The organism is Maribacter sp. R86514 (genome assembly GCF_044597005.1).
GTDB lineage: Bacteria > Bacteroidota > Bacteroidia > Flavobacteriales > Flavobacteriaceae > Maribacter.
The window spans coordinates 1487752-1500295 of sequence record NZ_CP138999.1 but is presented as its reverse complement, the minus strand read 5'-3'; the positions used below and the strand labels follow the sequence as shown (position 1 = coordinate 1500295).

Here is a 12544-nt window from a genome sequence, read left to right as displayed (position 1 = left end):
TTTTACTTTTATAGGATATTCTTTTATGCCTATTATTAATAAAGTAATTTTGTAGTATGGTTAAGAAACGACACTTTCTGTTTTTATCGGTTTTTATGGCAGCTTTCACTATTGTCAAAGGTCAAGAAATTCAAATCTTTACAATAGAAGATTTTGATTTAAAAGGTGATGTAAAAGTATGTTTGGTAAGTACCGATTACGGTAAAGAAGAATACGACTTTAATAAGAACGGCTTACTGACCAAATCTGTTACTAGGTATAATGAAGCAGATTATGATGTTGTTTATTATAAGTATAGTAAAGGAGAACTTTTAGAGAAAAGAGCGGAATCTTATAGGAACAATACTTTTGACCCAAGCACGTCTATAGCCCATTTTTATGAAATTGATTCTACTGATAATTTAAGTATTCAGGAGCGTATATTTTCTTACGATAAGCAGTTTTTAGATCAGTATATATATGGGTATGATGAGTTTGGAGATTTAGCCAGTATTGAGAGAACCAACAATGATGGTACAGATATTACTCAAGTAGAGCATAAGAAGTTCAAAGGAGAAAATACCGTTACTTACTTATTAAATGATGTTCCTCTAAAATCTATTCGTACATCAACCTTGAAACCAACGAATAAACCAGTTCAACGAGTAGTTTTGACCAAAGAGTATTTAAATGGTGAAGAGAGTAGTGCTTTTGAAGAAGTGTTTAGTATGGATGATAAACTAATGGCGCAACAAGAGTTTGAATACAATTCTGAATTGAAAAAATTTGAGCCAACTACCCGTACGACCTATGAATACGACGAAAAAGGTATGTTGATTGCTGGAACAGCTAAAAGAGGTGCCGGTATTATAAAGAAAGAATACATCTATCAATATGATAATTCTGAAGAAGGCAACTGGATCAAGCAAATTGTAACGCCAGATAATACATATACAACTAGAAAAATCACTTATTATCCAGCAGATACGAAAATTGTTGAAGAATAAAGCTTATTTATTGGTACTTAACCATTCTTCTTGCAGAAGGCCATAACAGCATGTATTTCTTTTAAAACCATCTAATAGGTACACGTCTTTTCTAAGTATGCCTTCTAAGGTGCATCCTAGTTTTTCTACTGCTTTTCTTGATGCCGTATTTCTTTCATCTACACGGAATTCAATTTTTTCAAAATCCAAGGTAGTAAAAGCATATGCTAGCATCAGCTTTTTCATTTCAGTATTTAAACCAGTACCCTGAAATTCACGTCCTATCCAAGTAGAACCAATGTGTAGTACTTTATTTTTACTGTTGATATGCATAAAGCGGGTAGAACCTGCAAAAGTATTATGTTCTCTATCATAAATGATAAACGGTATGCTTGAGCCTACTGCTAATTGCTGCAATGCCGTTTCTACATAATTTTTTAATCTGCTTGGTGTTTCAATATCAGAAGGGGAGTATTGAACCAATTTTTTCTGTGAAGCAATAGGAATCAGCTTTTCGTAATTTTCTAAGGTTAACGGACTCAATATAACCCGTTCGTTTTCTAAGGTTGGTGTATAGTTCATTTTGCCAATTGATTTATAATCTCTTTCTTAACCTCGTGTCCGCCATCAAAAGTGATGTTTTTAATACGGTCCCCAAAAAGTGTTTTAAGTTTGTTATTCTCTTCTGCTAATCTATTTGGTGTAAGGTACTCATCTTGGCTTCCGAAAACTGAAATAATTTCGGTGTCACTTTTCAAGTGGTTGAAATTAGCTGTTCTTAATTCCTTGGGAATTCCGCCTGCGTATAGAATCAATTTGGAACAACTTAATTCGGAATACGCCAGATAACGCAGTGCTATAGAAATACCTTGTGAAAATCCGAAGAAAAAAATATTACAATCAGACGGAAGCTTTTCATTCTCTAATACGGCATCTAAATAATTATAGAGATTCTTGGTTTCTTGTGCCGTATTTTCTTTTGTTAACCAACTTGCTCCTACATGCTTGTATTCATTCTTTAAATAGTATTTAGAAGGTGCTTGTGGTGCTATAATATAATTTTCTTTCTTAGGCAGTTCGTTGAAATACTTTAAGAAGAATCTACTTAAGAATCCTATGCCATGAAAAACAATCCAAACTTGTTTTGTATCGCTATTTAATTCATTTAAAGTTTCATACGTATTCGTAGTTTTATAAGTAACATTTTTTATCTGGTTCTCCATGAATCTATCATTACTGTTATACTTTTCTGTTGGTAATGTAATGCTTAATTTTACAAAAAAAAGGATGAACGACTACAAAGAGAAAATTCTAAAGATTTGTAACGAATCTTCTAAAGATACCTTAATGCAGACTTTAGAAATCGAATACATAGATGTAGGGGAAGATTTTTTGTTGGCTAAAATGCCTGTTACTCCAAAAGTCCATCAGCCAGACGGAGTTTTACATGGTGGGGCAACCGCTGCATTGGCAGAGAGTGTTGGTAGTGCGGCATCTTATGTTTTTTTAGATGGTAACAAATTTTTTGTTAGAGGTTTGGAGATTTCTGCAAATCACGTTAAAAGTGTAAAAGAAGGATTCGTTTATGCCAGAGCAACCATCTTACACAAAGGTAGAACTACCCAATTATGGGAGATTAGGGTGACCAACGAAGATGATCAACTGGTCTCTCTTTGTAAATTAACTACTATCGCTTTACCTAGAAAGTAGTATGATGCAAGAACTTTTTCATAGAGCTGAAAATTGCTTGAAAGAGCAGTTGCCGTTTGTGTTATATAGCAAACCTAATGATATTGAATTGGTCGGCGTTTTTCAAAATAACGATGACGTTCATAAGGTTATGGATTTCACGGAAACAGGATTCGTTTTTGCTCCGTTCGATTTGAATTCAGATGCTATTTTAATGAAAATGGATGCCGTAGATAAGGTTCCGTTAAATTTAAATGACGAATTTCAGGTCAGTGAGAAAAACATACCGGAAAGCGAAGCTACAGAAAAGGAAAGATATCTTATTTTAATATCTAAAGCCATTGAGAGAATTGGTAAAGGTGATTTCAATAAAGTTGTTCTGTCTAGGAAAATAGAAGTTGATGTCAAAGACAATTACTTTGAAGTGTATCAGCGAATTCTTCAAGTATATAAAAAAGCATTCTGCTACTTTTGGTACCACCCAAAAATTGGAATTTGGATGGGTGCTACCCCAGAAATCTTGATAAAAAGTAATGGTACTCAGTTTACTACAATGTCTTTGGCAGGTACACAAAATGCAATAGGTGCTAATGAACCAATGTGGGCAGAGAAAGAATTGGATGAACAGCAATTGGTAACCGATTATATTTTGGATACTTTAAAAGATAAGGTTATTTCTCTAAATAGTTCTGAACGAGAGTCTGTTAAGGCAGGCCAGCTTTGGCATCTTCGTACTGAAATTAAAGGCGCCTTTGCACCGAATAAATTTGGTGATATATTAAAAGCACTACACCCAACACCGGCAGTATGCGGTAGTCCGTTAGAAAATGCAAAGAATTTTATTTTAGAAAACGAATTGTATGAACGAAATTTTTACACCGGATTTTTAGGTGAGCTGAATACAAAAACAGAACTGCCAAGAAATAGCAACCGTCGTAACCAAGAGAATAGTGCTTATAGAAGTGTTATGAAAACCTCAGAGCTTTTTGTAAATCTACGCTGCATGCAATTGTTCAAAGAGAAAGTTGAGATTTATGTAGGTGGCGGTATTACTAGTGATTCTATACCTGAAAAAGAATGGGAAGAAACGGCTTTGAAAAGTAATACCATGTTTAGGGTTCTAGATGGTAAATAGATACTTAAGTTTTGGGTAATGACCTGCTTTGGTCGTATTTTTGAACTACATGAAATATTCCGCTATACCTACCGCACAATCTATTGTTCAACATTGCCAGGCAAAGAATATTTCTAATATCGTAATATCGCCAGGGTCAAGAAATGCACCACTGACAATAGCCTTTGCAGAGAATCCTTTTTTTACTTGTTATAGTATAGTAGATGAGCGTTGTGCCGCTTTTTTTGCATTAGGTATGGCACAACAATTACAAGAGCCTGTTGTAATTTTATGTACATCGGGCAGTGCATTACTAAATTATTATCCTGCAGTTGCAGAGGCGTATTTTAGTAATATTCCGCTATTGATTATTTCTGCCGATAGACCGGTTTATAAATTAGGAATAGGGGATGGGCAAACCATCAATCAGCAACATGTATTTGAAAATCATATTAGATATTCAGCCAATTTAAAGCAAGATGTCAGTCATGCTACATCAAAGGTTTTACAGTATAAGCCAGAGTGGATTTGCGATAGGGACATAAACCAGGTTCAACAGGAAGTTCAAAATTATAATGACGGCGAATTAAATCTCGCTTTAGAAATTGCATTGACCAAGAATAGTCCCGTTCATATAAATGCCCCTTTTGAAGAGCCCTTGTATGATACACTCTCAGAGCCTACAATAGCTCCGCAGATTAGTGCTCTACCTGCTGCAGTAGATAATATTGTTAATTTAGATCAGCACAAAAGTATTTGGAACTCCGCTTCTCGTAAAATGATTTTAGTTGGGGTAAATACTCCAAATATTATTTCAGATACGTTGCTAGAAAAATTAGCTAATGATCCCAGTGTTTTAGTACTAACGGAAACAACATCTAACATTCATAATCATAATTTTTTTAATAGTATTGATTCTTTAGTCGCTCCCATTGAAATGCATGCCGACAGAGAATTGGAATTTGAAAAACTAAAACCAGAAGTACTAATAACTTTTGGCGGCCTCATAGTTTCAAAAAAAGTAAAGGCATTTTTAAGAGATCATTCACCAGAACACCATTGGCATGTTGATGGTCAATTCGCAAACGATACTTTCTTTTGTTTAGAAGAGCACATTAAAGTTCCTGTACATGATTTTTTTAATGAAATGTATTCGGTTGATTCGACTATAAAAAGTGATTATTTTTCTCATTGGAATTTGGTAAAACAGCGCTATGAACAAAAAAGAGAGGCTTATTTAAAAGAAATTCCGTTTTCGGACTTCTTGGCTTTTGAACATATTTTGGCAGCTATACCTAATGATTATATGTTACAATTAGCTAACAGTTCTACCATTAGATATACGCAGTTGTTTCATTTAAATCCTACCTTAAAAGTATTTTGTAATAGAGGTACAAGTGGTATTGATGGTAGTACTTCTACAGCAATAGGTGCATCTATGGTAAGTAGTACACCTACACTATTTATTTCAGGTGATCTAAGTTTCTTTTATGATAGTAATGCGTTGTGGAATAGCTATTTAAAGCCTGATTTTAGAATTATTGTCATTAATAATAATGGAGGGGGAATTTTTAGAATACTTCCAGGAAAAGAGAATTCAGATGTTTTTGAAACTTATTTTGAGACAAGACATACTTTAACTGCCGAACACCTTTGTGCTATGTACGGCTTTGATTATAGATCAGCAGAATCATCTACAGAACTACATGATGAATTGAGTAACTTTTTCAAAGTGTCCAGTTGTCCGCAATTACTGGAAATTACTACACCTACAATAATAAACGATAAAATTTTGATTGATTATTTTCGTTTCATATCTTAGTGGAGTATTAACCATTAATTATAACACATTTAACATGAGTAAAAGAGACGATTTAATCGAAAAGTATGCTGCAGATATCAAAGATAAGTTTGGTGAAAATGCAGATATGGACTTGCTTAAAAAGGTAACTGTTGGTCTTGGGCCATCTATTTACAACATTGATGCTTCGAAAGTATCAGGTAGTGATCAAAAAGAATTGGATACTGTAAAGAACAATTACTTGATCAAGAAGTTAGGTCTTCCTGACAATGCTGAATTAGACGAGGCACTTGCATCTGTTATGGACAAGTATGGTTCATCTAACAGAAATAAGCATAGAGCGGTTATTTATTACAAGCTTTGTCAACATTTCAAAAAAGAATCTGTTTACGATAAATAGTCAGATGATAAATAAATTAAAGACCGTTGCCTTTTTGGTAACGGTCTTTTTTTTTAGGCTAAGTTTTTAAATATTTAAAATGTAATTTTGCAGCATGATAGAATTAGGACGTATAAACAACCTTGAGATTTTAAGAGACACCAGTGTAGGTCTTTTTTTGGGAGATGAAGAAGGAAATGATGTATTGTTGCCAAATAAATATGTGCCTAAGGCATATGAGATAGGTGAGAAAATTAAGGTTTTCTGCTATTTGGATTATGATGAAAGACCTGTTGCAACTACCTTGGAGCCAGATATTATGCTGGGCGAGTTTAGATTGCTACAAGTAGCTGAGGTTAATGAATTTGGTGCGTTTATGCAATGGGGTCTTGAAAAGCATCTTTTAGTACCTTTTCGTGAGCAACGCGTAAAAATGAAAGAAGGGCAGTGGTATGTAGTTCATTGTTATTTAGATGAACGTTCTGGTAGATTGGTAGCATCTAATAAGCTAGATAAATTTTTAAGTAATGATACAATTGACCTTAAAGAATGGGAAATGGTAGATTTGGTCGTTACCAGACAAACCGATTTAGGTTGGGAGGTAATTGTTAATGAAAAGCATAAAGGTCTAGTCTATTTTAACGAAGTATTTAAGCCAATAAATATAGGCGATGTAATACCTGGTTGCATCAAAACCATTAGAAAGGATAATAAATTAGATATTTCACTACAGCCGCTAGGAGCAAAAGTGTTGGAACCCGCTGCAAAAAAGATATATGAAGTTCTTGTTGAAAGCGGTGGTTTTCTAGGTTTACATGATAAATCTGCACCAGAAGAAATTAGGGATGTTTTTCAAATGAGTAAAAAGACATTTAAAAAGGGTCTGGGTACCTTGTATAGAGAACGAAAAATTAAGATTGAATCTGATGGTATTTCACTTTCAGATGATTAAGTCACAATTGTAGGAAAAATCTTTGATAATTGATTTTCAACAGAATATCTTAAATAAACGTCTAGTTTTTTGTAATACCTTACAATTAATTTTATTTTTGTTGTAAATAAAAAATTATTAACAATTTTTAGCTTACATTTAAGTTTTAAGCTTAAAAATTACCCCTGTATATATGCCTTTTATAGAAGAGAGTGATTTACTAGAATTACATAAAGATGTCGATAAAGCTCAGATTATTAACGAGCGTTTATTAGATCAAATAAAGTTTAAAAACAAAGAACTAAAGAAGAGTAAGATCCAACGTAATATTTTTGCGGGTATAACTGCTTTTTTTATTATCGGTGGATTAGCATTTACCTCTTATACAGCAGGTATTTCTAGTTCAGGTGGTTTCGGTAGAAATACTTCTAACGATTTGGTATTGACTTCAATAGATAGTGTAGATGCCATTAGAACCCGTTTAGAGAATTTAAAAGAGCAAAACGAAGAATTAAGCTTAGTAAAGGAATTTTATTTAGCAAAAGAATTTTTACAGAAAGAAAAGATATATTCTGTTCAGGTAAAATCTTTCGTAGATAATAATGTTACTTTAGCTTCAGAAGCTTTGACCAATACGCTCTTCGTTAAAACCAATCCATTTTACTCTTATTCTCTTGGTAATTTTGAAACTTTAGAAGAAGCGCAATCTTTTAGAAAGCAATTGGTAAATATTGGTTTTGGAGATGCTTTTGTAGCTTCATATCAAGACGGTAAAAGAGTTCAAATAGAAGATCCGTATTAGTGGCAATAGTTAAAGCTTGGCTCAATGCAGCAAGACTAAGAACACTTCCATTATCCATTTCAGGTATACTTGTAGGTACTGCTCTGGCAGCATATCACGGAATAACGAATTCCACTATTTTTATTTTAGCGATTTTGACCACAATTGGGCTACAAGTAACTTCCAATTTTGCCAATGATTATGGCGATGGGGTAAAAGGTACCGATGGTGACGATAGGCTTGGACCAAAACGCGCTCTACAAAGTGGTCTTTTAACAGCATCACAATTAAAATCTGGTATCTATATTAGTATTATAGTAAATGTAATTCTCATTGTAGCTTTAATTGTAACCTCATTTGGTTTAGAAAATATGCTATATCCCCTAGTATTTTTAATATTGGGAGGATTCGCGATTTGGGCTGCAATCAAATATACCGTTGGTAAGTCGGCTTATGGTTATAACGGGCTTGGCGATGTTTTTGTTTTTATTTTTTTTGGTTTGGTCAGTGTTCTAGGTTCTATGTTTTTGTACCTAAAAGCTATTTCTTTTATGACCTTTTTACCGGCTATTTCAATAGGGCTTTTAAGTGTAGGAGTACTTAATCTGAATAATATGAGAGACATTAAATCAGATGCTGCCGTAGGTAAGAATACCTTGGTCGTTAAAATGGGTTTGTCTAAAGCTAAAAGGTACCATTATACACTATTGATTATATCTTTTTTGTGCCTGTTTTGTTTTCTTCTTACAACAAATGGCTCACATTTACGTTATGTAAGTCTTACTGGCTACCTTTTTGTATTTATACATTTAAGAAAAGTGGTAGTTACAAATAACGAGGCAGAACTTGATCCAGAGCTTAAAAAATTAGCTTTAAGTACCTTTTTCATCGCCCTGTTGTTTTTTATTAGTTATTTTTATTTTTTGTAATTTTGAGTATAACCCACAAACCAATTTAAACCTTGGAACAACCCATAAAAATTCTAATTGTTGAGGATAATGTTATCATCGCCGATGATATGCAATCTATGTTAGAGGAGATAGGATATGAAATAGTCGATAACGTAATTGTTTACGAACAGGCTGTTGAAGTTCTAAAAACGCAGCAGGTAGATTTAGTATTGATCGATATCATATTAGCTTCAGATAAAACTGGTATTGACTTGGGTAAGCACATAAGAGAGAATTATGATATTCCTTTTATTTTCGTAACCTCTAATTCTGACCGTGCAACAGTTGAAAATGCTAAAACAGTAAAGCCAAATGGTTACTTGGTTAAACCATTTGAGCAACAAGATTTATATACATCTATAGAAATTGCATTATCTAACTTCATTTATGGAAAACAAACTGTTGCCAATAATGGCGCGGCAAATGCAACCAGCAATGAAGATGTTGCAATGTCTAATTCAATTTTAAAAGACTCTATTTTCGTTAAAAAACAGCACCTATATTATAGAATACAATTTGGAGATATTCAATTTATAAAAGCTGATAACGTGTATTTAGAAGTGAATACGGTAGATAAAAAGTTTTTAGTACGTTCTCCATTAAAAGACTATTTAGAAAAATTACCTCAAAATAAATTTTATAGGGCTCACAAGTCGTACATCGTAAATGTTGATCATATAGATGCTATTAATTCTAAAGATATTATGATCAATAATACTTTAATTCCTATATCTAAAGATTTTAAAGAATTTATCATCTCGGCTATGAATTCTTAAAACCATATTAAATTATAATAAAAACACTCTTTTAGGGTGTTTTTTTTTGATTTCGCCATAGATGAAATGTAATTTTTTATCGATAAAGTGTTTATTTTTATCGTTGAAATACGTTATTTGTAAAGGTGATTAGGTTTCACAACAATTTTATGGGGTTACACAACATTTAATCTATATAGCTATGTCTTATTTTTAATTTTGAAATATTAAGAATTGTAGGTTTTATGTAACGTTTATTTTTTAGACCTCAATATCCTTCAATTTTTAATGAATAAATGAAAAGTACGTAGAACACGCTTTTTGGGCTTTAGGTTATTTGATAATCATTTAATGGTGGCTCACAACAAAAATTGTAAAATTGACTTCAATTCAAAAGTTTGATTTTACTATTATGGAGATATGAAAAAACAGATTATTTTGAGATTAATTTGCACTTTGTTTTTAGGTGTATTTACATGCTTTGTTTTTGCACAAGACAATGTTGAAACTCAAAATGAGGATTACTACAAGCAATTTCAAGATTTAGAGAACGGTGAATTGCGTTCTTTCTTCTTTTTTAACACACCTAATCGTTACAATCAGAATTCTCCATATGATTGGTTAGATACGGTCAAAGTGTATTTAAATAGTTCTGAAAAAACTAAAGATTCAGCTTCCATTCGTAATTATCAACTCATCGAGTCTCAAATTTATTATGATTTGGGTAACTACCAGAAAAGTTTGGCAATAGCAAGACCTTTATTCGATGATTTATCAAAGTTAGATGCAGAGTCTAAAAAGGCTGTTCTTGGTATTTTGGATAGTAATTATAAAATGCTTGAATTATATGACAAGCAAATAGAGGTTAGACGAGTAAAGCGCGAACTAGGTTTTACTGAAAATGTTGCCTTTTATGATATTTATGCAAGTTTAGGTCAGTATAGAAAGGCTATGCGTGATTATATGACCGAAGAAAAGAAAGTACTTAAAGATGATGATTATTATGGTCAGGCAATTTATAACAATACTATAGGTGATTATCTAAGATTAGATAAGTCAACAGCTACTGCATTAAGCTATTATAAAAAAGCAGAAGGACTTATTAAGGTTTTTCTTAGTGATGTTACCAATGAGCGTTCGGATAAGGAAATTACAAATGGTAGAATTTTAAATGGCTTGATTATAGGTAATATAGGTAAAAGCCATGTGCAGTTAGAAGAGTATGAAAAGGCAATTCCGTTTTTAGAAGAAAGTAGGGATATCATTAAAAAATATAATAAAAGTAAATTTTCTTCAGATATTATAGAGAATACGCTTGCTTTATCAGAATGCTATTTAAAATTAGATGACTACGCCAAAGCAACCGATTATTTAAGTGATGACCTAAATCCTAAAAAAACCAATAATATTTTAAAGCGTAATCGAATTTATGCCGATTATTTTTATAAAACCGGTGATTTTAAGAACTCTACGGTCTATTTAAAGAAAAATATTAGAATTAGAGACTCCATAGATGCATTAGAATCGAATATAAAAAACCAACAGTTAACTTCAGTTGTTGCACAAGATTTAGAGAATTCTAGAAAAATGGTAGATCAGCAAAAAGCTGAATTAGAAGAATCTAGAAAAGATATTAAAGCTAGGGATGATAAAATTAGTTTGGTATTCGTATCCTTGATTTTTACACTTATTGGTTTTGCCGGTCTGGTTTATGCCTATTTAAAGAGTATTAAAAACCAACGTTTAATCGCAGAGCAAAAATTCATTATTGAAAACTCATTAGTTGAGAAAGATTCTTTATTGAAAGAAATTCACCATAGGGTTAAAAACAACCTGCAAATGGTATCTAGTTTGTTAAGTCTGCAGACTAAAAATACTAGAAGTAAAGCTGCTATTGCTGCATTAGAAGAAGGTAAGAGTAGGGTGAAAGCCATGGCATTAATACACCAAAAATTATATCAAAATGACGATTTATCTGTCATTGAGATGCAAGGTTATATTGAAAGCTTGATTAATAGCATTCAATCTGTATACAAAAAAGGCGGTCATAATATTAATATTACTATCGATGCCGAAGGTGTAGAATTAGATATTGACAGGGCTATTCCATTCGGACTCATATTAAACGAATTGGTTTCCAATTCATTCAAATATGCTTTTCCAAATGATGATAGCGATGGAAAAATATATATTCATTTACGCAAAATTACAGGTCAAGAAGGCTTCTTTGAGTATACTGATAATGGTATAGGTTTACCAGAAGATTCAGATGAAAGAGCAAGTTCTTCTATGGGTATTCGTTTAATGAGCAGATTGGCAAATCAGCTTCAGACTTCATTGAATACCGATAAAACCCAAGAAGGTGTACGTTTTTGGTTTAACTTTAAATAGGCTTAACGAACTTTACTTTTCATGACTACTTTATGTAAAAGTCTAGGAAAGAATCTCTTAAGGTAAATTCCGAATTTCTCTTTTCCACCAATGTAGGTTTCAAATCTTTTCTTTTTAATTGCAGAGATAATTTCTTGTGCACATTCGTTAACAGGCATACCGTTTTCCGTGGCGCTATCTTCTTTTTGTAAAGCAGAGCCATCACCGGTCAAAGCATTTTTTGCAACGTTTGTTTGTATGAACCCTGGGCAAATAATAGAAACATTTATATTGTCTTTTTCATGCTCCATTCGTAAAGCATCAAAGAAGCCATGTAACGCATGTTTAGCTCCACAATAACCGGAACGATAGGGTGATGAGAATTTACCCATTAAGCTAGTAATAGTTACGAAATGACCGCTTTTTTGTGCTATAAAACTAGGTAGTACATGCTTTGTTAGTTTTATAGTACCCAGATAATTAACATCTATCATTTGTTGGTAGACTTCAAATTTGGTGTCAATAATTAGTGAACGCTGGCTTAATCCGCCATTGTTGATTAAAACATCTATATTTCCATAAATATTAAAAGCCTTTGCGGTGATGTTTTCTAGAGAATCAAATTCGGTTAAATCTAAAGGCAGAATAGCCGCATGATCAGAAAACTCGCATCTATTTTTCACTTCTATAAGCACAGCCTCCCTTCTTGCAGAAAGTATAAGTTTAGCGCCAAGTTCATTTAATTTGTATGCTAATGCTTCCCCAATTCCTGAAGATGCCCCTGTAATCCAAAATACCTTATTGCTCAT

The 12544-nt window shown here is 32.8% G+C and carries 13 protein-coding genes; 10 read left to right on the top strand and 3 right to left on the bottom strand.

Annotated elements, in window-relative coordinates:
• Window positions 1-56: 56 nt before the first annotated feature.
• Window positions 57-986: a hypothetical protein gene (locus tag SJY30_RS06795; protein WP_396634819.1), complete on the top strand. Its 930-nt coding sequence runs from the start codon at window positions 57-59 to the stop codon at window positions 984-986.
• A gap of 3 nt (window positions 987-989) precedes the next feature.
• On the opposite strand, the gene SJY30_RS06790 is transcribed toward SJY30_RS06795, so the two are convergent.
• Window positions 990-1547, bottom strand: coding sequence for a GNAT family N-acetyltransferase (locus tag SJY30_RS06790; RefSeq protein WP_396634818.1), 558 nt, complete (start codon window positions 1545-1547; stop codon window positions 990-992).
• Entirely contained in the window at window positions 1544-2188 is a 645-nt protein-coding gene (locus tag SJY30_RS06785) for an alpha/beta hydrolase (protein WP_396634817.1), read from the bottom strand. Before SJY30_RS06785 ends, SJY30_RS06790 begins: the two co-directional genes overlap by 4 nt.
• Window positions 2189-2252: 64 nt before the next feature.
• Between SJY30_RS06785 and SJY30_RS06780 the strand changes: the two genes are divergently transcribed.
• The 9 genes from SJY30_RS06780 (at window position 2253) to SJY30_RS06740 (ending at window position 11756) form a co-directional block, all read left to right on the top strand.
• Window positions 2253-2675, top strand: a complete 423-nt coding sequence (locus tag SJY30_RS06780) for a PaaI family thioesterase (RefSeq protein WP_036153624.1) — start codon at window positions 2253-2255, stop codon at window positions 2673-2675.
• 1 nt (window position 2676) lies between these two features.
• Complete coding sequence (locus SJY30_RS06775) at window positions 2677-3789, top strand: chorismate-binding protein (RefSeq protein WP_396634816.1); 1113 nt, start codon at window positions 2677-2679, stop codon at window positions 3787-3789.
• A 49-nt stretch (window positions 3790-3838) separates the two neighbouring features.
• Window positions 3839-5590: a 2-succinyl-5-enolpyruvyl-6-hydroxy-3-cyclohexene-1-carboxylic-acid synthase gene (gene menD / locus SJY30_RS06770; protein WP_396634815.1), complete on the top strand. Its 1752-nt coding sequence runs from the start codon at window positions 3839-3841 to the stop codon at window positions 5588-5590.
• 34 nt (window positions 5591-5624) lie between these two features.
• Window positions 5625-5969: a DUF2853 family protein gene (locus tag SJY30_RS06765; protein WP_396634814.1), complete on the top strand. Its 345-nt coding sequence runs from the start codon at window positions 5625-5627 to the stop codon at window positions 5967-5969.
• A 94-nt stretch (window positions 5970-6063) separates the two neighbouring features.
• Window positions 6064-6900, top strand: a complete 837-nt coding sequence (locus SJY30_RS06760; RefSeq protein ID WP_396634813.1) for a S1 RNA-binding domain-containing protein — start codon at window positions 6064-6066, stop codon at window positions 6898-6900.
• Window positions 6901-7072: 172 nt separating this feature from the next.
• Window positions 7073-7681: an SPOR domain-containing protein gene (locus tag SJY30_RS06755; protein WP_396634812.1), complete on the top strand. Its 609-nt coding sequence runs from the start codon at window positions 7073-7075 to the stop codon at window positions 7679-7681.
• On the top strand, window positions 7681-8589 hold the full coding sequence (gene menA / locus SJY30_RS06750; protein WP_396634811.1) for a 1,4-dihydroxy-2-naphthoate octaprenyltransferase: 909 nt from the start codon (window positions 7681-7683) through the stop codon (window positions 8587-8589). Before SJY30_RS06755 ends, menA begins: the two co-directional genes overlap by 1 nt.
• 32 nt (window positions 8590-8621) lie before the next feature.
• Window positions 8622-9386: a LytR/AlgR family response regulator transcription factor gene (locus SJY30_RS06745; RefSeq protein WP_396634810.1), complete on the top strand. Its 765-nt coding sequence runs from the start codon at window positions 8622-8624 to the stop codon at window positions 9384-9386.
• 399 nt (window positions 9387-9785) lie between these two features.
• Complete coding sequence (locus tag SJY30_RS06740; protein WP_396634809.1) at window positions 9786-11756, top strand: histidine kinase dimerization/phosphoacceptor domain -containing protein; 1971 nt, start codon at window positions 9786-9788, stop codon at window positions 11754-11756.
• Between the two features lie 2 nt (window positions 11757-11758).
• Here the strand turns inward: SJY30_RS06740 and SJY30_RS06735 are convergent, their stop codons facing one another.
• A complete protein-coding gene (locus SJY30_RS06735; protein ID WP_396634808.1) occupies window positions 11759-12544 on the bottom strand; it encodes an SDR family oxidoreductase in 786 nt (261 codons plus the stop codon).

Coding starts and splice junctions, on each gene's coding strand:
- SJY30_RS06780 (WP_036153624.1), top strand. CDS start 2,253: ATGAACGACTACAAAGAGAAAATTCTAAAGATTTGTAACGAATCTTCT.
- SJY30_RS06790 (WP_396634818.1), bottom strand. CDS start 1,547: ATGAACTATACACCAACCTTAGAAAACGAACGGGTTATATTGAGTCCG.
- SJY30_RS06755 (WP_396634812.1), top strand. CDS start 7,073: ATGCCTTTTATAGAAGAGAGTGATTTACTAGAATTACATAAAGATGTC.
- SJY30_RS06795 (WP_396634819.1), top strand. CDS start 57: ATGGTTAAGAAACGACACTTTCTGTTTTTATCGGTTTTTATGGCAGCT.
- SJY30_RS06735 (WP_396634808.1), bottom strand. CDS start 12,544: ATGAGCAATAAGGTATTTTGGATTACAGGGGCATCTTCAGGAATTGGG.
- SJY30_RS06765 (WP_396634814.1), top strand. CDS start 5,625: ATGAGTAAAAGAGACGATTTAATCGAAAAGTATGCTGCAGATATCAAA.
- menD (WP_396634815.1), top strand. CDS start 3,839: ATGAAATATTCCGCTATACCTACCGCACAATCTATTGTTCAACATTGC.
- SJY30_RS06740 (WP_396634809.1), top strand. CDS start 9,786: ATGAAAAAACAGATTATTTTGAGATTAATTTGCACTTTGTTTTTAGGT.
- SJY30_RS06775 (WP_396634816.1), top strand. CDS start 2,677: ATGATGCAAGAACTTTTTCATAGAGCTGAAAATTGCTTGAAAGAGCAG.
- SJY30_RS06785 (WP_396634817.1), bottom strand. CDS start 2,188: ATGGAGAACCAGATAAAAAATGTTACTTATAAAACTACGAATACGTAT.
- SJY30_RS06760 (WP_396634813.1), top strand. CDS start 6,064: ATGATAGAATTAGGACGTATAAACAACCTTGAGATTTTAAGAGACACC.